Source organism: Prosthecobacter sp. (genome assembly GCF_044227185.1).
Lineage (GTDB): Bacteria > Verrucomicrobiota > Verrucomicrobiia > Verrucomicrobiales > Verrucomicrobiaceae > Prosthecobacter.
The window spans coordinates 228,697-248,007 of sequence record NZ_JBGAFO010000010.1 but is presented as its reverse complement, the minus strand read 5'-3'; the positions used below and the strand labels follow the sequence as shown (position 1 = coordinate 248,007).

Sequence of the window (19,311 nt, the reverse complement as noted above, 5' to 3'; positions counted from 1 at the left end):
TTCTTCTCCCGCACAGCACGCATCGTGCCGCTTGTCAGCAGCCCCGGCCTCGCGCACAGTCCGCACCCCCATGAGCGACCCCACGCCCGAACCCCCAGAGACCGAGAAACCCAAAGCGCCCGGCAGTCCGGAGGAGATCACGCGCAAGCTGGAGGACTTCATCAAAAACACCCTCGGCGGCCAGGTTCTCTTCACCCGTGTCGAAGGCCCCGGCGGCCGCCCCCTCCCGGAGGAGAGCGAAAAACCCGTCGAGGAGGCCAGGCCCGACAACGGCCGCGCCTTCGACTTCAACTACCGCCCCGCCGACATCAAGGCCCACCTGGACCGCTTCGTCATCCGCCAGGACGAAGCCAAAAAAGTCCTCGCCACCGCCGTGTGCGACCACTACCACCACGCCCGCATGCTGCGTGATGACCGCGCCTCCGAGTCCGGCGGCCCCCGGCTCGAATTCTCCAAGCAGAACGTCATCATCATCGGCCCCACCGGCGTCGGCAAAACCTACCTCGTCAAGCACATCGCCGATCTCATCGGCGTTCCGTTTGTGAAAGCTGACGCCACCAAGTTCAGCGAAACCGGCTACGTCGGCGCGGATGTGGATGACCTCGTGCGCGATCTCGTCGCCAAGGCCAATGGCGACATCGAGCTCGCCGAGCACGGCATCATCTACCTCGATGAAATCGACAAGCTCAGCAGCGGCCCCGAGCGCCTGGGCCGTGATGTCAGCGGCCGCGGTGTCCAGACCACCCTGCTCAAGCTCATGGAGGAAACCGAGGTCGCCCTCTACGCGCCGAACGACATCCGCAGCCAGATGCAGATGATGTTTGACACCCGCAAAGGCCGCACCGGCCGCGAGGTGGTGAATACCCGCAACATCCTCTTCATTGTCAGCGGCGCCTTCAGCGGGCTGGAAAAAATCATCGAAAAGCGCACGAACCGCAAATCCATCGGCTTCGTCTCCTCGGACAGCAAATCCACCGCCGCCGAGTTTCTCTTCCGCGAGGCCCGTACCAAGGATTTCATCGACTTCGGCTTCGAGGCCGAGTTCATCGGCCGCCTCCCCGTCCGCGTCGTTTGCGATCCCCTCAGCGCGGACGACATGTTCCAGATCATGAAAAACTCCGAGGGCAGCCTCATCCGCCAGTATGAGCGCGAGTTCGCCGCCTACGGCGTGAAGGCCGTCTTTCAGGATGACGCCCTGCGCGAGATCGCCCACCGCGCCGAAGATGAAAAGACCGGCGCACGCGGCCTCGTCACCGCCTGGGAGCGCGTCCTCCGCGACTTCAAATTCGAAATGCCCAGCCTCGGCCTTCCCGAGCTCCAGATCGACGGCACGCTCGTCAAAGAACCGGAGCGCGTGCTGGAAAAATGCCGCGCCGAGGCCGCCACCCAGTTCCGCGAGCTCGGTGCCGCCCACGCCGGCGAGGTCCGCGCCTTCGCAGAGCGCTTTCAGCGCGAGCACGGCTTTACCCTCGACTTCGACAGCGATGCCATCGCCGCCATTGCCGCGCGTGCGCAGCGTGAGGGCATGCACGTGGAGGCGCTTTGCACCAAGCTCTTCAAAGACTACCCCTTCGGCCTCAAGCTCGTCACCCGCAGCACCGGAGAGACACGCTTCGTCATTACTCCCGAGGCCGTCGCCAATCCCGACAAATATGTCAGCGATCTCGTGGTCAGCGCCTGCCGCGCACATCCGGCGCCTCCTCCGGTCTCCAGCCCCGTCATTGATCTCACCCCTGAAACTCCTCCTCATGAATCGTAATCACGCCGCCGCCATGTTCATTGGCGTGCTCGTCTGCATCCCCCTGCTGGCCCTCTACCACTTCGGCTTTTTCAAAAGCACCGCCGAGTGGTTCGCCGTCCTCTTCGCGCGCGGCTTCATTCTGCCTGCGGGCGGCTTGAAGCAGGTCGTCCTGCTGCAGTACGGTTACTACACCGTCATGGCCTTCATCAGCGCCTGGGTCTGCATTGAGATGACGTCCCAGTGGCGCCGCTTCGCCTTCCTTCTCGGCGGCACCTTCCTCACCGTCTCCTTCTCCTGCATCATGGCCATGAGCGGCATTCTGTTTGAGCCCATCTCCGGCTCCCTCGCCCTCTGGTTTGCCGGCATCGCCGGCATCGCCGTCGGCGGTTCGGTCAATGCCTACCGCTGCCACGTCATGCGCGACTACTTCGTCGGCCGCCTTTCCACCCGCCAGTTTGAGGAGCTCGCGGATCAAAACAACCCCGCCAAGATGACCGAGCGCCGCGAGATCACCGTGCTCACCTGCCGCCTCCTGAATCACGGCGAGCTCTCCACCGGCATCGAGGCCCCGCAGTTCGAGGAGCTCGCCACCCACTTCCAGCGCAGCATCACCGAGTTCCTCATCGCCCGCGGTGCCTATCTCGATGACTGCAATCCCCGCCAGATCCGCGTGTTCTTTGGCTTCCCGCTCTCAGATGAGCATCACGCCCTGCACGCCGTGCAGGTCGCCGCCGTTCTGCGAAATCACATCGCCACCGTCGCCCGCGAGATCGAGCAGCGCTTCGGCAAAAAAGCCCAGATCGGCGTCGCCTTCAGCACCGGCCCCGCCGTCTGCGGCCTCTTCGGCGTCAGCCACTTCGAAAGCTTCAGCGCCGTGGGGGACGTGATCGACTTTTCTTCGCAGCTCTGCGTCTTGAATGCCGAGTACGGCAGCAAGGTCCTCCTCAGCGCCAGAACCTACGCCTTGGTCAAGGACGCCGCCGAAGTGCGTCCCATGGAAATGGTCAGCACCGTCGGCTCCAGCCAGATGAGCGAGGTGTACGAACTCCTCGCCGAAAAAGGAACCCTTCCAGAGGCGGACATCCGTGCTCGCGACGCCTTCTGGCAGGGAGTCGTCCAGTATCGCAAAGGCGAGCTCAAACAGGCCCAGGAGAGCTTCGCGAGCGCCGCCATCGAAGGTCGTGAAGACCTCCCGCTGAAATACTTCGTGGAACGTGTCGAAGCGGCGCAGAAGGGCAGATCTTCGCCCGCCAAAGACACTCCCCAGCACTCGCGCAAACTCGCCGCTACCTGAGTCCTCCCGCCGTGCGCATCGACTACCCACCCGCGATCCAGCGTCTCATCGCCCAGCTCAAGTCGCTCCCCGGCCTCGGCCCCCGCAGCGCGGAGCGCCTCATGCTCTGGCTCCTGCAAAAAAGCGACGAGCGCATCCCCCTCCTGTCCAGCACCCTCCTCGAAGTCGGAGACCGCATCCAGCCCTGCGCCGACTGCGGTTTCTTCATCGAAAGCGGCAGCGACTGCCTCCTCTGCCACGATCCCCGCCGCCAGCGTCAGCAGCTCTGCGTCGTCGAGCAGGCCGCCGACGTCCTGCGCATGGAGCGCTCCGGCGCGTTCCAGGGCCTCTACCACGTACTCGGCGGCAGGCTCTCGCCGCTCGACAACGTGACGCCCGAAGACCTGCGCATGGAGTCCCTCGTCACCCGCGTCCGTGATCTGCACACGGAGGAGGTCATCCTCGCCCTCGGCTCCGATGTCGAAGGCGAGGCCACCGCCAGCTACATTGCGGATCTCCTCCGTCCCGCCGGCATCGCCATCACCCGCCTCGCCCAGGGCATGCCCGCCGGCGGCGGTCTCGACCACGTGGACGAGCTCACCCTCTACCAGGCCCTCCACGGCCGCCGCAAGATGGGCTGACGCCTGCTGCCAGGCACCGGTACAAACCGCTCCGCATCCTCACGCCGCCTGCAGGTTCTCCAAACTCAGTCCACTCTCGACCATGTGGATGAGCTCACGCTTCAGGGCATTCAACAAAACAGATGTCGAGAAGTGGGTCGGCCGCCAAGTCCCTTCGAAGCCGAAGGGACACTCCATTCGGCCGCAGAGCGGCAAAGAAGCGGAGAACCGATGAAATCTTCCACCTCCTCACCTCTGCCCCTCCCGACAGCTCTTCTGAGTACGTAGTTCGGGGTTCGCTCCGCGGCTTCGCAGCAGCCCGTTCCGGAACCCCCGCCTCTCCCAAAACTCGAAGCCAGCCAGCGCCGTATTGTAGTACCGGCTTTCTCGTCCTCCGTAGCTCGAAGAGCGAAGGAGGAAGCCGGAATCTGGAAGCGTCCTTCGTGCAGACGACTCACGAAAAGCCTCCGCTGTGACTCCCCGTCTCACACCCTCAAGCCACCTTGAGTTCCGGTGCTCAGCGGCAAAACCGAACCTCCAAAGACGCGCCCTGCCAAAAATGAATTTGCCGATCCCTTTACCAGGCCCTGCACGACCGCCGCAAGATGGGCTGCTTCTTCAGCACCAAAGGTGCGCCCTATCGCAGCCCAGGGTCAGCCGAGCCTAAGCGAGGCGACCCTGGGTTAAAGCAAGCAAACCGGGAAGCAAAGCCAGCGCTTCGCCGCAGTCTGCCGGCTGCCAGCAGCGTTGGCAATACCCTCCGCCGCACACGTGCCTGCTGCCGCGCTTCGGCAACCACGGGCCCCCTCTCTTAACCGACCGCCATTCATGCCACGCCGCCCCTGCAAACCGCTCCACCTCCCTCACGCGGCCTGAAGGGCCGCTCGGATTCAGCCTCCACACTCCACACGGTGGAGGTCATCCTCGCCCTCGGCTCCGATGTCGAAGGCGAGGCCACCGCCAGCTACATCGCGGATATCCTCCGTCCCGTCGGCATCGCCATCACCCGTCTCGCCCAGAGCATGCCCGCCGGCGGCGGCCTCGACCACGTGGACGAACTCACCCTCTACCAGGCCCTCCACGCCCGCCGAAAAATGAGCAGATGCCTGCTGCCAGGCCGCCCCCTGCAAACCGCTCCACCTCCCTCACGCGGCCTGAAGGGCCGCTCGGATTCAGCCCAGGGAGCAGTCGCGCAGCGACAAGCCCTGGGTTTCATCACGACAGTCACGTGGGTGAAGGCCGCGCCCTGAAGGGGCGCGGGAACGCGCCCTTTCCTGCCAGCACATGAACCTGCTCAAAGGGGGGCTTTTCAAGGCACACACCACTCCCTCCGTAGGCCCCGCATTCCGGCCTCGCCACACGTGCCGCGTCACCTCCGCCCCGCCCACCGCGCCGAAACTCCGCGCTTCAAAAATCAACAATCAAAAATCGATGGCTCATCAATCGTCAATCACGCCCACCCCACGCCCCCGAAACCCCACCCACCCCCGAAAACTCAAACCTCAGCGAAAACCCAAATTCCGGCCTCCCGCCCCGCTCCTCGGATGCAGCCCCGTTTTTAACCCCCTCACACCATCACGCCAGCCCCAGCGCCGCCACCTCATCCTCATCCAGCCCCAGGTAGTGCCCCAGCTCATGCAGAAACGTGATGCGCACCTCCTGCCGGTACGTCGCCAGATCCCCGGCGCACTCGTCCCACAGATTGTCCAGAAAAAGGCGGATGCGCGGCATCTCATCCGGCGTTTCCGGCAGCGGATCACACCGCGCATTCCCCTCAAACAGCCCCAGCAGATCCGGATCCAGATCCTCATCGATGTCGATCAACGCATCCATCTCAGCAAACTCAATGCGGCACTCCGCCGCCTCATCACGGATGGACGCAGGCAGCGAAAGCATCGTCTCTTTGACGACACCGGTGGCGATGGTTTGAAGGCGGGGAAAGCGCATGCTGAAGTGAAGCCGCAGTCTGTACATCACCTCCGTCGGCGTGGCAAATCCCTCATGCCCTCTTCCTCTTCGTCTCCTCAGCCTGCACGGCCACGCACCGCGCTACACCATTTGCTTAGACCTGGTTGGGTTGACACTCTCGCGGCGCGACCGCTACGCTTTTTCGCATGAATTCATGCTGTGCCTGTGTCTGTGTCGGATGCCTCTTCGTCTTCTTTTTGACCTCGGGCGCGCACGCACAGCACAAGTGGCTTCCGGACTCAGACGCGGCGGCCATTCCGAAAGCCCGGGCCATGCTCACCCCTCCCGCTGACAAGAAAAAGCTGGACTCCTGGGTGAACATCATGGCGCACCGGCCCGGCCAGAGCCGCCTCATCTATGACTGGTTGAAAGCCGAGATCAAACCGACCGCCGAATACGCCGCTCATGCGCACCTCATGGCTTCCTTCGCTCGTGCGCTCAAGCTGCCGGAGGAGGAGCTTGCCACGGCGGAGCAGATGGATCTGCAGCTCAACAAGGACGATCCCGAAGCCTGGCTGCGCCGCGCCATCAGCTATGCCAGGGTGGGAAAAGAAGGCTGGGCGGTGGATCTGTTTCTCGAGGCGCTCCGGCGCACGAACTTGGCTGACACACCCGCCTTCACCTGGGCCCTGGCTCCTCCGCAGGCCGGATGGCTGGAGCGCGTCACTGCGGCGGGGCGCATGGATGATCTGGCTTCCTCTCTGGGCGCAGCCCTGCAAAACACGCCGGCCAACACCGCGCAGAACATCGCCGCCGACATGGTGCGCATGTTCATTCCGCGCGAGGACAACCCTGCGAACTTGGCGCGGCTGAACCGCCTGCTGCAGGTGCTCCTCCAGCATCAGCGCCACCTTCTCCTCGCGTGTTTTGACAGCCTTTCGGACGCTGCGGCCACTGCGGAACGTGCGGGTCATTCTGATACGGCCACGCTCCTGGCTCGCATGGCGTTGCGCGGCATCTGGCCCAAAAATATCAACCAGCCGGGGAACGAAGCCTTTGCCAATCCCGATGGCATGCCTCACGGCGTGAATAAGGCGCTGACCGCATGGGGCGGCTCTTTGGACGACGTCGGGCCGGATGCCTCAATCATGGCCCTCTTTCGACTCGCCCTGCGTGGAGACGATGCGCAGGAATTCGTCGATGACCTGGTGCATGACGCCCGCCTGTTCCCCAAGGACGAGCAGTTGGTTTCCTGCGCCCTCATGGCGCAGGCGCTCCGCGGCAGCCTCCCACCAACCGCATTCGCGCTCGCCGACAAGCTCGACGACGCGGCGCAGATGCGCGCCGCCTGGCGCCTGTGCATGCTCGCGCAGCCCTCAAACATCTCCCTCAAGGCCCTCGCACCCTTCATGGCGCGGGGCCTGGGCGCCGTCTTTCAAGACAAACGTTATCTGGAGAATGGCCAGCGCCATTTTTTGATCGGCACGCGGGTGCTTCCCTGGCTGGAAAAAGCCGGCGCAAAGGATGAGATCCTGGGGCTGCTGCCGCTCCTCGTCAAAAGCATCTCGGGTGAATACACCTTCATCTTTCTCGGCTATTACGCCGTGCTCGCCGCGAAGTACGAAGCTGCGGACATGATGCCGGGCATCGTCGAAAAATGGCAGGCTCAGTGCGCCCATGTCCTGAAGGAAGGGCACGAGTCCCAGGGCTGGCTCAATGGCAATCTCATCTGGCTGTGCCGCACCATCCGCTACGCGGACTCGGCTTCCGTCACAGCCCTTGCAGCCTTGGCCGCTGACATTTGGGACGCCTCCCTGAAAAGGAAGAGCGCCGTCTGGGATCCTCTCGCCGAGAGTGCGGGCTGGTTGTCTGATTCCCTCCTGGCTGCCGGTGACCTGGATCGCCTGAAGTCACAGGCTGCGGATGTCGCGCGCATCCTGAGTCTCGGTGGGGAGCCGGGTTTTGCCACCATGGCCAGTCGCATTCAAAAGAGCATCGAATTTCTGGACCCCACGGAAGAGCGGCTCCCCACGCCACACGTCTGGGTGGAGTACCTGCCGGGAGACGGGCGCCCGACGCGTGTGCACTGGCGTGCGGCCTTCGACTTGAGCGGAAGCGCCCTCAATCTCCGCGATTATCCGGGCTCGCCGGTGGGGACGGAGGTCGTTCCTCGCTTCATGCACGAACCGTTTGAACTGCAAATCTTCGCGGGCACCTTCCCCGACACGCTGCACCCCTTGCTGGCCGTCACGGGCCTCAGCGGTTCCATCGAGTGCAAAGACCTGCCCGCCGCAGGCTGGATCTCCGCCGTGCTGCGCTCTCCACGCACCGGCGCTGTCCATTGGGGCAGGCCCGTGCGCTTCTCCCTCCATCCGCCGGTGATTGACTCCCAAAAGCCGGTGGCTGCCCCCGCGCCGCCGCCGCTCCTCGATCACCAGCAGGTGGCCAGTCTCGCCTTTCCGATAACCTCATGGTTTCTGGCCGAAACATTTCCCCGCGCCGCCCTCTGCGGCCGGGGTCATCTGGTCGTGTTTGACACCTCCAAAACTCCCTGGGTCGAACGCCTGCACCTCGCGGACCCGCAGATCACCGAGCGGGACCGCGTGTTCATGCTCGACCCGGACGCCGTCCGTCTCTTTCAGCCTCAGCCGCAGTCCCAGACTCCCGAAGGACGCATCTTCCTGGTCCCCTGCGGCACGCAGCCGCCCGCCCGCTTGCAGGACTGCGCCCAGGCCAAAGTTCCCTTTGTCGCAGCGAACGTCGAGCTCTCCCCTGACGGCAGCGCCGTCGTCTTCATGTCTCTGCTCTCCTCCACGGGTTACCACAAGCCGTTCCAGATGGGCGTCGCATGGATGGACGGGTCGGAAAGTTTCGAAACCGCCGTCTTCCAAACCTCGGTGAAGCTGCGGCGGGCCCTCCCTTATGTGGCCTCATGGTCCAGCCCCGATACCGCGGTCATCGACAGTTGCGGCGCCTTTTGCCAGCTCCACCGCACAGCGGACGGCCTCGAAATCAAACCCCTGTCAGAAGCCCCCGCCGCTGTTCCGCCGTCCATGAGCCCCTGGCACCTGAAATACCCGGACCTGCTCGTCAGAAGAGACGTCTCCACCGGCTCCCTGCTCCACGCTTACAAGCTGCGGCAGAAAACCATCGGCACGCCCATGGGGTGGAAGACCCCCGGTCATCCCGTGATCCTCCAAACCGCAAGGCACGATTTGATTTCCGTCCTGCCCGCCCCGTCGGAATGATTCATTGCCGAATCCGACACAAAAGTGCGCCCTTTTTCACCCTCAAAATTTAGGTGAAATCGGACGCCACCATCATGAAAAATCACTTCGCCGCCTTTGGATTTCCCCCGGCCTGCTTCGCGGAATTCTGCGCCTCCCCCTTCTTCTTCAAAGTCTCCAGCTCCTTCTCCTGCGCCTCCGCTTGCTTCTGCAGTTGCTGCACCTTGTCCCACAGCTTCTTCAAATCCACCGGACTTTCCAGGCTCGCGCGAATATCCTGCACCGCCTTGGCCGCCGCCTCGCGCACCGGATCGATGTGTTCATTGCCCCCAGCGATCATCGGTTCCAGCACCGCCAGAGCTTTGGGATCCCGCAGTGTCCCCAGAGCCCTGGCGCTGGCGATGCGCCATCCCGCGCGCGGATCGTTGAGTTTGGCGGTGAGAAACTCACGCACAGCATCGCGATGAGAGTTGGTGGGGCGTCTGGCGAGAAAGGCGATGGCGTCAAACACGCTGCCTGCATCGCGGCCGCGCAGATCGTTGAGTGCAGGCAGGCGCGCCAGCACCTCGGGCACGGCGGCTTCGTCATCCTGCGCACGCAGCGCGCGTACGGCTGCCACCTGCACCGCGTTGTGGAAACTGCTGCCGGCCAGATGCGTGCGCAGCGCGGCGGCGACGTCCGCATTTCCCGGCCGCGCTCCCCAGGACTCAATGATGCTGACGAGGATGTCGGGGTTTTTCTCGCTCTGCGCCATCTTCCACAAAGTCTCCTGAGACTCTTCGGTGTTGAGCGCGGCCAGCGCCTGCACCACGGCCTTGCGTACGCGAGCATCGCTCTGTCCGCTGCTGCCTGCGATCAGCGCCTTGCGGGCTTCTGGTTCTGAGATCCTCGCGAGCGCCTTCGCCGCCTCGACACGCACAGAGTAAAAGGCATCCTCGCGCAGAGCTTTGCCCAAAGTGTCGATGTGCCTGCCATCAAGCGTGCTGATGGCGAGCATCCGGCCGATGACATCGGACTTCAGTTGCTTGTCGAGCATCGGGCCCTGGGGTGTGAAGGCGATCTTGGCGAGCACGGTGTAGTCAGGATCAATGCGCAGAAGCTCCGGCTGCGCAGGCAGGTGAAAGTAAAAGTCCTCCACGTCCTTGCTGACGTCGGCTTTAAAGCGCAGCATTTCCTTTTGCCCCGGAATGGAAAAGCCGAGTGGCAGCGGGAGGCGAAAGAGGCGCACCTGCTCGCTGAGCTTCTGCGTCTGCCGCACGGTGATCTTCGCCTGCTTTGATCCGGCATCCCAGGCGTAGTCGATCTTCAGCTCCGGCACGCCGCCATGGTGCAGCCACTGGTCGAAGAACTGGTCAAACGACAGTCCGCTCACTTCTTCGACCACATCTTGCAGATCCTCGGTGCGGACGATGCTGCTGCGATAACGATCAAGGTAGGTGTGGATGCATTTGCGGTACAGGTCCGCTCCAAGCTGGCTGCGCAGCATGTGCAGCACCCAGGCGCCTTTCGGGTAGGCGCGCGAGTCAAACTGCTGCATCGGGTCCCCGTAGTCACGCCATACGATAGGCCGCGTGTCATTTGCCTGAAAAACCTCCTGCGCCTCCTTCCACAGGGCATGCTTCATCCCGTCTGTGCCTGATTTCTGCTCCTCATAGAGGACGGTGTAATAGGTGGCAAAGCCTTCGTTCAGCCACAGGTGCGACCAGTCACGGCATGTCACCAGATCACCAAACCACTGATGCGCGGTTTCATGCGCATCAAGTCCGTGCAGGGAGCGCAGTTGCTCGGTGTCGCTGTTGAAGAGCATGTCGGCGGCCTCAAAGGTGCAACTCGTGTTTTCCATGCCGCCTGCGATGAAGTCGAGGCAATAGACCTGGTAGTACTTGTCCCAGGCAAAGGGCACGCCGATTTCCTTTTGGTAGAACTCAATGATCTTGCGGGTGTCGGCAAAGGCGTTGGCCGCCTGCGCCTTGTAGGATGGGGGCACCAGCATGGCCAGCGGCAGCTTGCCCGCCTTGTCTTCCAGGCGGTGGAAGTACCCGGCTGCCATGGCGATGAGGTAGTTCACATGCGGCTTGTCCTGCAGCCAGTGGAAGGTCACGAGACCCTTGTCGCCGGGCTTTTCGCTTTGCAGCGTGCCGTTGGAAATGACCTGCATGCCCTTGGGCACGTGGCAGATGACTTCGCTGGTGAAGCGCTCGTTGGGATAGTCGTAGCTGGGGAACCAAAAGCGGTGCTCCTCCGCCTCCCCCTGGCTCCAGACCTGCGTGTCACCCTGCTTGTAGCCCATCTCCGGCGTGCGGAAATAGAGCCCATGCTCCGGCTGTGCGGCGGAGTAGGTGATGGCCACCGTGGTTTCCGCATCGGGTGCAATCGCCTTGGCAAAGGTGATGATGAGCTTGTCATTCGTGACCTGATGCTCCGCTACCTCGGCGCCCTCGGCGCTGATGGCGGCGATCTTCAAATCCACCGCATCCAGCTCCAGCTTCTCCAGCGGCAGCGCGATCGGTTTGAAGCGCAGCGTCGCCGTGCCAGCCACCGTGCGTTTGGTAAAATCCGGCGTCACATCCAGCTTCACGTGCAAAATGTCCGCCCGCCGGTCACGCGCATACTTTCGCCCGGGAATGAGCTTCAGCGGCTGCGGCAGGAAATGCTTGTCGCAATGCCGGCATTCGATGGAGTCGGCGGCGGCGCTGAGGGTCAGCAATGCGGCGGCAAGAAGGAGGGAATGGAGGCGCATGATGGCGCGGAGCATCCCGAACCCGGTGCCGGGTGGCAAGCACAATCGGGAAGGACGAGCTCCTCTGCTGCGTATTTGGCAGAGCCATGCTCACTTTCTCCGATCACAGCCAGGGCCCCTCACGCCTGCAGAGGCGGGACTTCCTGCGCATCGGCGGACTGGGGCTGGGCGGCCTTGGCCTGGGCGATCTGCTGGCGCTCAAAGCGCTGGGTGCGGGTAAAAAATCACTCATCAAGGACAAGTCGGTCATCTTTCTCTTCATGCACGGCGGACCGTCGCAGTTTGAGACCTTTGATCCGAAGATGGACGCGCCGTCGGAGATCCGCAGCGTCACGGGCGAGATCAAAACCAGGCTGCCGGGCGTGACCTTTGGCAGCACCTTTGAGCGGCTGGCGAAGCTGGCGGACAAGTTCAGCATCGTGCGTTCCTTCGTCACGGGTGATGCAGTGCACGACATCAAGACCATTGTGGGCAAGGACACGATGAAGGCGAATCTGGGTTCGCTCTACTCCAGAATGGCGGGACCTCTGCGCAAGAGCAGCGCGATGCCGACGAACGTGGCGCTGTTTCCGCAGGCGGTTGCAGCCACCGCGGGACCCGTGATCAAGCAGTTCGGCGACTTCACCTCCAGCGGGGAGTTTGGCGCGACTTACAAGCCCTTTGTGCCCGGCACGGGCAGCGGAGCGCAGGCAGACATGACCCTGAGCCTGCCGCAGGCGCGGCTGGATGACCGCCGCACATTGCTGACCTCCCTGGATCGATGGCAGCGTGAAATGGACGGCAGCGAAGCCATCGGCGGCGCCTCGGAGTTTCAATCGCTCGCCTTCGATGTGCTGCGGCGTGGTGTGTCCGATGCGTTTGATCTTTCCAAGGAGGACCCGCGCCTGGTCGCCCGCTATGACACCGCGCCGCTGCTGCCCAAAGAGCGCATCAGCACGCAGTGGAACAACCGCGAGCACTACGCCGACAACGCCGCCACCCTGGGGAAGCTGCTGCTGATGGCGCGGCGCCTCTGCGAGCGCGGCTGCGGCTTCGTCACCGTGACCACCAGCTTTGTGTGGGACATGCACGCCGACAACAACAACGCCCCCTGCCGCACCGGCATGGAGTATGTGGGGCGGCCGTTTGACCATGCGGTCTCCGCCTTGATCGAAGACATCGAGTCACGCGGCCTGCGGGACAAAATCATGCTCGTCTGCTGCGGGGAGATGGGCCGCTCGCCCAAGCTCAACGTCAAGGGCGGACGCGACCACTGGGGCGGCCTGGCGCCGCTCATGATCTATGGGGGCGGTTTGAAGATGGGCCAGGTGATCGGCCAGTCCGCGCGCAATGGTGGCGAGCCTGCCTCCGAGCCCGTCACGATCCCCGATCTGATCGCCACCATCATGCACACACTGGTGGATGTGGGCGAGGCCCGCGTGACCGATGGTCTGCCCCCTGGACTGCTCAATGTGCTGACGCGGGGCGAGCCGATCCGCGGTCTTGTTTAAAAGTTTTCTTCCATGCGTTCCCTTCTTCTCCTTCTCGCTCTTCTTCCCGCTGTGTCCCGGTTGCAGGCTGCGGAGCTCGTCACACGTACATTTTATGTCTCGGGCATCGAGTGCGGGAGCTGCGTGTACATGGTGCAGCAGTCCGTCGCGGGAACGAAGGGCGTCTCTGAGGTGATGGTGGTCCAGGTCATCGACGGCTACGCGAATGTCACGTTTGACCCCGCAGTGGTGAGCGACCAGCAGATTGCCCAGGCGGTGCGGGAGGCCTATCCGCTGCACGGCACGCCCTATGTGGCAGCGCTTAAGCTCAAGGTGGCGGACTTCGCAAAAAATGCGGCAAAGGTGGAAGGCCTCTTTGCCGAATGGAAAAAGTTTCTGAAACTGGAGGTGATGGACAAAGGCGCCGGGGACCTGACGGTGCACTTCCTGCCCCTGGAGGCGGACAAGAAGAAAGCGGGCCCGCAGGGCTGGAGCTTCGGCCAATGGATGGAGGCCGCCGGCAAGCAGGGGGTGAAGTTCAAGCTGGCGCAGGAGGGGTAGGGCCGCGTCACTCCGCCTTCTTTTTCTTCCCTTTGCCTTCGCCTTTTTTCTTCCCGGCATTGGTCGCTTTGACCTCCTCTTTGGGCAGGGCCGCGGCGAGCCGGGCCTTGGTGTCGCTCATGCCCACCGCGCCGGCGAGATTGGTCCACTCATACGGGTCTTTGCTGTGATCGTACAATTCCTCGCTGCCATCGGCATAGCGGATGTAGCGCCAGTTCGCGTCGCGCACGGCATGGTTCCCTTTGCCATGGGTGCAGACGGCCACGCCGTCCCACTTCGCGGCGGGATCTTTGAGCAAGGGCATGAGGCTGGCGCCTTTGACATGTTCCGGCACAGGCAGGCCGGTGAGTTCACAGACGGTGGGATACATGTTCATATAATCGACCGGGGCGGCACAGGTGCTGCCCGCCTTGGTCACGCCGGGAGCGATGATGGCCATGGAGGTGCGGGTGGTTTCCTCCCACAGGGCAAACTTCCGCCAGTGCTCCTTCTCGCCGAGGTTCCAGCCATGGTCCGTCCACCACACGATGATGGTCTTGTCCTTGCGCGGGCTTTGATCCAGCCCGTCGAGGAGGCGGCCGACCTGGTCATCAAGAAAGGAGATGGTGGCCAGGTAGGCCTGCACCGCCTTTTTCCACTGATCTGCTTTTACCACGGCGGCGTGGTCGCCCTCCGGTCCGGCCATTTTCACACCCATCTTGGGGATGTCGTCCAGGTCAAGTTCCTTCGTCACCGGCAGCTTGATGTCGGCCAGGGGAAAGCGGTCGTAGTACTCCTGCGGCACATACCAGGGCAGGTGCGGCTTGATGTAGCCGAGCGCGAGGAAGAGCGGCTTGTCCGCGGGTGCGTTTTTCAGCTGGTCGATGGCCCAGTTCGTGGACTTGTAATCGCCCATTTCTTCCGTCTTCGCCGTCACCGCGCCCCAGTCAAAATGGCCGCGGTCGAGGCCGTTCTTGTTCGCGTCGTGGTCGTTGATGGTGGGAAAGAGGCCTTCCCATTTCGTCCATGAGTCGGTGCGTCCTTCGCTGCCGTAGCCGTGGTAGATTTTGCCGCCGCCGAGGGTGTTGTAGCCGTTGGCGAGGAAGTGGCGGTTGATGGTGACCACGTCCTTGAGCACGTCCTGGGCCGGATCGTTGTTGGTATAGACGCCGGTCTGCCATGGGCGCAGACCGCTCATGAGGGCGGCGCGGGAGGGATTGCACGCCGGGGCGGCGCAGTGGGCATTGGTAAAGGCCATGCCGCGCGCCACCAGGCGGTCGATGTTGGGCGTCTTCGTCTGCGGATGGCCGCCGAGGTAGGTGGTCCAGTCGTTCAGATCATCGACGGCGATGAAGAGCACGTCGGGCTTTTTTTGGGCGAAAGCGGCGGAACTGAGCAGCAGGAACAGGGCGAAGAAACGAATCATGGCCCGCCTTGAACGCGGCCATGGCCAGGGTCTTGCGGCGAAAACCTCCGCTCAGTCATCATCCTTCTCGAGGCGATAGAGCGCGCCATCCTGGGAGAGCAGCACGGGTTCGCCATCGACATCGGCCGTGACTAGCGTGGGATTGAACCGGTGTTCCGGGTCCTTGCGGTGCAGTACGCTGCGGCGGGAAGGCTGGCCGCTGGCGGGATTGATACCCAGCGCCCAGATAGTACCGTAGCCCCAGTCGGCAAAGATGAAGGCACCATCGAGCTGGGGCAGCTTCCGCCCGCGATACAGCAGGCCGCCGACGATGCAGATGCCCTCTCCCCGCATGCGGGTGTAGGCATGAACTGGATCCGTGGTGGCGGTGTCTGGAAGGTAGCTGTCTTTGTGAAAGGCGCTTTTCATGGGGCCGTCCCGGTCGCTCCAGCCATAGTTGGCGCCGCTTTCCACACGGTTGATCTCCTCCCACAGGTCCTGGCCCACATCCGCGCACCAGAGCTGGCCGGAGCGGGCGTCAAACGAGAGCCCCCAGGGGTTGCGGAAGCCGAGCGCAAAGATCTCAGGACGCACGGTCTGTGACTTCACGAAAGGATTGTCCGCGGGAATGGCGTAGGGCAGGCTGCCGCTGCGACCATTCACGTCAATGCGGAGGATTTTGCCATGCAGCACCCAGGGGTTCTGCGCCAGGCGGTAGGGGTCATCACGCAGGCCGCCATCCCCCAGGGCGATGTAGAGGCAGCCGTCCGGGCCGAAGGCGATGTGGCCGCCCCAGTGGTCCGCCAGAGGCTGGGGGATCTCCAGAAGCACGCGCTCCGTTTCTGGCAGGGCATCGGGCGTGGAGTCCTTGGCACCAGTGGCGCGCATCTCGCTGATCACCGTCCGGCGGGGCTCGTTTTGGGAGTAGCTGAGGTAAAACAGGCGGTTCTCGGCAAAGCGGGGATGAAAGGCGATGCCATGCACCCCTTCCTCAAAAAGCACGATGCCTTTCATTTTTGCGCGGAAATCGAGGAAGGGCCGCCACTGGCCGCTGCCATCAAGCCGCACGGCGCAGAATTCACCGCGCTGCATGGCGATGACCTGCTCCCCGCTGGCATCCGGCAGGGAGGCCAGCATCACCGGGGAGTCGAATTCCCGGTCAAAGGCCAGCTTGCGCAGGACGATGCCCGGCATGGGTTCCTCGGGAATCTGCAGGGGCGGGATTTCAGGCACTGTGGGGACGGGCATTGCCGGGACGGCATCGGGAATGGCCGGATAGCCGGCGCTGTATATCAAGACGGCTGTCAGTGCCAGAGCGGGCAGCCTGAGATTTGGAGAGGGGAGGGTTTTCATCGGGAAAGGGGTGTGGCCTGCAGTGGGTGCATGGACCATGCCATGCTGGGGGTGATCAAGAATCGGGCTGAAGAATGGTCTGGGCGGGTGGCTGGCGCCCTGTGTTTATGGTTACATTCGCGGTTGGAAATTGAACCGGCCGTGACCACGGTCGCGGGCGAGCATCCACGGGGCCCTTACGGTCAGATCAGGCCTGAGATTTGTTCCGAGGGAGAGGTTTTGGCGCGCAGATAGGAGTTGCGCTCGTATGATAGCAGCAGGGGCACCCTATGAGAAACTTTTTCCACGTCTTGCACTCCTTCCGCCGCATGCCAAAGGTGCGCGCTCCTTTACGATGAGCGACCCTATCAGTCACGAGTGCGGCATTGCAGTGGTGCGGCTGAAAAAGCCGCTGGGATATTTTTATCAAAAATACGGCAACGCCCTTTACGGCTTTGACGCCCTGCAGGCCATCATGACCAAGCAGCGCAACCGCGGGCAGGACGGCATGGGTATTGGCTGCAGCAAACTGGGCATGCCGGCGGGCCTGCCCTACATGTTCCGCATGCGCAGCACGGAGAGTGTGGAGCGCATCGCCCAGGTGTTTGATGATGAGCGCAAAGAGTTCAAGCGCATCGCCCGCCGGATCGACAAGCAGCGCAAGGACGAACGCGACCAGGAAGGGAAGGAGTTCGTGTCGTTTGAGGACGATCCCGAGGCCATCAAGCGCGAGTTTGAGATGGCCGGGGAGATTTACATCGGCCATCTGCGCTATGGCACCAGCGGCGACTTTGGCAAAGGCTGCCTGCATCCCTACATGCGCCGCACCACCTGGCCCACGCGCACCCTGATGGTGATGGGGAATTTCAACCTCACCAACACCCGCGAACTCAATGAGGTGATGATGAAGCGCGGGCAGCACCCCGTCTTTGGCACGGATACCCAGAGCGTTCTGGAGGAAATCGGCTTCCAGCTCGACGAGGCGCACACCAAGCTGTACCACGACCTGCGCGACTCCGGCATTCCCGGCGAGAAAATTCCCCAGTTCATCAGCGAAAAGCTGGATGTGACGGCCGTGGTCAAAGAATCGGCCAGGCGCTGGGACGGTGGCTACAGCATCGTCGGCGTCATCGGCAACGGCGACCTCTTCGCCATGCGCGACCCCAGCGGCATCCGCCCCTGCCACTACTACGAAAACGATGAGATTTTCACCATCGCCTCCGAACGCGTGGCTTTGATGTCGGTTTTTGGCGTCAATGAAAACGACATCCACGAGCTGCCTCCCGCGCATGTGGCGGTGATCAAGGCGGACGGCGGCATGACCATCAAGCCCTTCACCCAGCCGCGCGAGTTCAAGCCCTGCTCCTTTGAGTGCATCTATTTTTCCCGGGGAAATGATTCGCAAATCTACCACCAGCGCAAGGCGCTGGGGGAGCAGCTTGTGCCGCAGGTCGTGAAGGCCATCGACAATGACTTTGAGCACACCGTGCTCAGCTTCATCCCGAACACGGCGGAGACGGCCTATTTCGGCTTCCTTGACGGCCTGCGCAAAAGCCGCCGGGTGGTCGTCAAAGACGCCCTGATGGAAATGATCAAACGCGGGGAAATGGACGAGGCCAAGCTCGACGACCTCGTGCTGCGGAACTGGCCGCGCGCGGAGAAAATCGCGCTGAAGGACATCAAGATGCGAACCTTCATCGCCCAGGAAACGGGGCGTGATGCGCTGGTGTCCGGCAGCTATGACATCACCTACGGCGTGGTGACGCCGAAGGACAACCTCGTGGTCATCGACGACTCCATCGTCCGCGGCACCACGCTGAAGAAAAGCCTGCTGCGCATCCTCGCGCGCACCAATCCGAAGCGCATCATCGTGTGCTCCACCGCGCCGCAGATCCGCTATCCGGACTGCTACGGCATCGACATGGCGGAGCTGGGCAAGTTCATCGCCTTCCAGGCCGCCATTTCGCTGCTGCGCTCACGGGGCATGTACCATGTGGTGGATCAGACCTACCACGCCTGCAAGGCGGAGATGAAAAAGCCCAAGGAGGAGATGCGGAATGCCGTGAAGGCCATCTATGCGCCCTTCACCGATGAGGAGATCTCGGAACGCATCGCCCAGATGATCAGCCCGGAAGACACGCCGTGGCATGGCACCGTGGAGGTGATCTACCAGAGCATCCCGGGCCTGCACTCGGCCCTCGGCGCCGAATACGGCGACTGGTACTTCAGCGGAGACTACCCCACCCCCGGCGGCTTTTCCGTGGTGAACCAGTCCTTCATCCTCTACTGCGAAGCCAAGGACGGCCGGGCGCATGAGGCGCTGCTGTGAGGCCGGGTCTTTTGCACCGAGGGCACGGACATCAGTTCTGAATCAAGGCGCGAACCAGTGTGATCGTGCCCACCAGCTTCCGCGATTTGGTCTGCGCCGGCCTGCCTCCGGCACCGAACGGATCCTCTGACGAAGTGCGTTGCGGTGGAGGATCGTCCACCAGTTGATAAAACTGATCTGACGGCATGTTGATCGATGAAATTCTTCCGTCCACATCGGTCAAAGCCGGGCACATGTTCTGCAGCGCATAGTCACGGGTGAGCGCCGCATGCCCTTCCTTGGGAGGAATGTAAACCCGCACCTTCTCGATTCTCACCTGCCGTTCGAACGGATTGTGACAGGTGAACTCGATGGCGCCGGTATTGGCATGGGGGTTGATGTGCCAGTCGAATTCCAACTGCTTGATTTCCGACTCAGTAAGTTCACGCCATTCCGGAACCTTGGCGGCCGGCCCCGCTTCTGCCGCGGCACTCGTTGTTCCATTTTTATCCAGATCTTCAATCCGTCTGGCCTCGGCTCGCTCCAACTGCTCCGCCTCCAGATAGGAGACAAAAATCCGGTTCGCCTTTCCGGAGAAGCGGTCCACCACCACCAGTCTGTTGTTGATTGTCACGACCTCTTTTCGGAATCCAAACCACAACAGAGATGCGCCGGTGAGCGCGCCGAGGACAAAAGTGATGAAGAGCTTCATGGTTGCGGGTGACGAGATAGCATGCGGGCGGATTTT

Annotated in this window: 13 protein-coding genes; 8 read left to right on the top strand and 5 right to left on the bottom strand. The window is 62.7% G+C overall.

Annotation, left to right across the window (positions count from 1 at the left end; genetic code table 11):
- Positions 1-70: 70 nt before the first annotated feature.
- The 4 genes from ACILSQ_RS22740 to ACILSQ_RS22725 all read left to right on the top strand — a co-directional run bounded on the left by ACILSQ_RS22740 (position 71) and on the right by ACILSQ_RS22725 (position 4,884).
- Positions 71-1,759: an AAA family ATPase gene (locus ACILSQ_RS22740; protein ID WP_395745966.1), complete on the top strand. Its 1,689-nt coding sequence runs from the start codon at positions 71-73 to the stop codon at positions 1,757-1,759.
- Positions 1,749-3,035, top strand: coding sequence for an adenylate/guanylate cyclase domain-containing protein (locus ACILSQ_RS22735; RefSeq protein ID WP_395745965.1), 1,287 nt, complete (start codon positions 1,749-1,751; stop codon positions 3,033-3,035). The genes ACILSQ_RS22740 and ACILSQ_RS22735 overlap by 11 nt, the downstream gene beginning before the upstream one ends.
- A gap of 11 nt (positions 3,036-3,046) precedes the next feature.
- On the top strand, positions 3,047-3,655 hold the full coding sequence (recR, locus tag ACILSQ_RS22730) for a recombination mediator RecR (protein WP_395745964.1): 609 nt from the start codon (positions 3,047-3,049) through the stop codon (positions 3,653-3,655).
- 890 nt (positions 3,656-4,545) lie between these two features.
- Complete coding sequence (locus ACILSQ_RS22725) at positions 4,546-4,884, top strand: toprim domain-containing protein (RefSeq protein ID WP_395745963.1); 339 nt, start codon at positions 4,546-4,548, stop codon at positions 4,882-4,884.
- Between the two features lie 325 nt (positions 4,885-5,209).
- Here the strand turns inward: ACILSQ_RS22725 and ACILSQ_RS22720 are convergent, their stop codons facing one another.
- Positions 5,210-5,581, bottom strand: a complete 372-nt coding sequence (locus ACILSQ_RS22720; RefSeq protein ID WP_395745962.1) for a metallopeptidase family protein — start codon at positions 5,579-5,581, stop codon at positions 5,210-5,212.
- 293 nt (positions 5,582-5,874) lie between these two features.
- Between ACILSQ_RS22720 and ACILSQ_RS22715 the strand changes: the two genes are divergently transcribed.
- A complete protein-coding gene (locus ACILSQ_RS22715) occupies positions 5,875-8,790 on the top strand; it encodes a tetratricopeptide repeat protein (protein WP_395745961.1) in 2,916 nt (971 codons plus the stop codon).
- An 82-nt stretch (positions 8,791-8,872) separates the two neighbouring features.
- On the opposite strand, the gene ACILSQ_RS22710 is transcribed toward ACILSQ_RS22715, so the two are convergent.
- Positions 8,873-11,509 (bottom strand): M1 family aminopeptidase, encoded by a 2,637-nt coding sequence (locus ACILSQ_RS22710; RefSeq protein WP_395745960.1) that lies wholly within the window; start codon positions 11,507-11,509, stop codon positions 8,873-8,875.
- 86 nt (positions 11,510-11,595) lie between these two features.
- Between ACILSQ_RS22710 and ACILSQ_RS22705 the strand changes: the two genes are divergently transcribed.
- Together ACILSQ_RS22705 and ACILSQ_RS22700 are read left to right on the top strand one after the other, a co-directional pair.
- Positions 11,596-12,999 (top strand): DUF1501 domain-containing protein, encoded by a 1,404-nt coding sequence (locus tag ACILSQ_RS22705; RefSeq protein ID WP_395745959.1) that lies wholly within the window; start codon positions 11,596-11,598, stop codon positions 12,997-12,999.
- 12 nt (positions 13,000-13,011) lie between these two features.
- On the top strand, positions 13,012-13,539 hold the full coding sequence (locus ACILSQ_RS22700; protein WP_395745958.1) for a heavy-metal-associated domain-containing protein: 528 nt from the start codon (positions 13,012-13,014) through the stop codon (positions 13,537-13,539).
- 7 nt (positions 13,540-13,546) lie between these two features.
- On the opposite strand, the gene ACILSQ_RS22695 is transcribed toward ACILSQ_RS22700, so the two are convergent.
- Together ACILSQ_RS22695 and ACILSQ_RS22690 are read right to left on the bottom strand one after the other, a co-directional pair.
- Complete coding sequence (locus ACILSQ_RS22695; RefSeq protein WP_395745957.1) at positions 13,547-14,944, bottom strand: sulfatase; 1,398 nt, start codon at positions 14,942-14,944, stop codon at positions 13,547-13,549.
- 51 nt (positions 14,945-14,995) lie between these two features.
- Complete coding sequence (locus ACILSQ_RS22690) at positions 14,996-16,276, bottom strand: PQQ-dependent sugar dehydrogenase (RefSeq protein WP_395745956.1); 1,281 nt, start codon at positions 16,274-16,276, stop codon at positions 14,996-14,998.
- Positions 16,277-16,610: 334 nt separating this feature from the next.
- Here ACILSQ_RS22690 and ACILSQ_RS22685 point away from each other — a divergent pair, with 334 nt between their 5' ends.
- Positions 16,611-18,584: an amidophosphoribosyltransferase gene (locus ACILSQ_RS22685; RefSeq protein WP_395745955.1), complete on the top strand. Its 1,974-nt coding sequence runs from the start codon at positions 16,611-16,613 to the stop codon at positions 18,582-18,584.
- A 31-nt stretch (positions 18,585-18,615) separates the two neighbouring features.
- On the opposite strand, the gene ACILSQ_RS22680 is transcribed toward ACILSQ_RS22685, so the two are convergent.
- Positions 18,616-19,275: a hypothetical protein gene (locus ACILSQ_RS22680; RefSeq protein ID WP_395745954.1), complete on the bottom strand. Its 660-nt coding sequence runs from the start codon at positions 19,273-19,275 to the stop codon at positions 18,616-18,618.
- Positions 19,276-19,311: the final 36 nt, after the last annotated feature.

Excerpts from the sequence above, each read along its gene's own strand:
- ACILSQ_RS22715 (WP_395745961.1), top strand. The coding sequence starts at position 5,875 with ATGCTCACCCCTCCCGCTGACAAGAAAAAGCTGGACTCCTGGGTGAAC.
- ACILSQ_RS22685 (WP_395745955.1), top strand. The coding sequence starts at position 16,611 with ATGAGCGACCCTATCAGTCACGAGTGCGGCATTGCAGTGGTGCGGCTG.
- ACILSQ_RS22710 (WP_395745960.1), bottom strand. The coding sequence starts at position 11,509 with ATGCGCCTCCATTCCCTCCTTCTTGCCGCCGCATTGCTGACCCTCAGC.
- ACILSQ_RS22680 (WP_395745954.1), bottom strand. The coding sequence starts at position 19,275 with ATGAAGCTCTTCATCACTTTTGTCCTCGGCGCGCTCACCGGCGCATCT.
- ACILSQ_RS22740 (WP_395745966.1), top strand. The coding sequence starts at position 71 with ATGAGCGACCCCACGCCCGAACCCCCAGAGACCGAGAAACCCAAAGCG.
- ACILSQ_RS22705 (WP_395745959.1), top strand. The coding sequence starts at position 11,596 with ATGCTCACTTTCTCCGATCACAGCCAGGGCCCCTCACGCCTGCAGAGG.
- ACILSQ_RS22700 (WP_395745958.1), top strand. The coding sequence starts at position 13,012 with ATGCGTTCCCTTCTTCTCCTTCTCGCTCTTCTTCCCGCTGTGTCCCGG.
- ACILSQ_RS22735 (WP_395745965.1), top strand. The coding sequence starts at position 1,749 with ATGAATCGTAATCACGCCGCCGCCATGTTCATTGGCGTGCTCGTCTGC.
- ACILSQ_RS22695 (WP_395745957.1), bottom strand. The coding sequence starts at position 14,944 with ATGATTCGTTTCTTCGCCCTGTTCCTGCTGCTCAGTTCCGCCGCTTTC.
- ACILSQ_RS22690 (WP_395745956.1), bottom strand. The coding sequence starts at position 16,276 with ATGAAAACCCTCCCCTCTCCAAATCTCAGGCTGCCCGCTCTGGCACTG.
- ACILSQ_RS22720 (WP_395745962.1), bottom strand. The coding sequence starts at position 5,581 with ATGCGCTTTCCCCGCCTTCAAACCATCGCCACCGGTGTCGTCAAAGAG.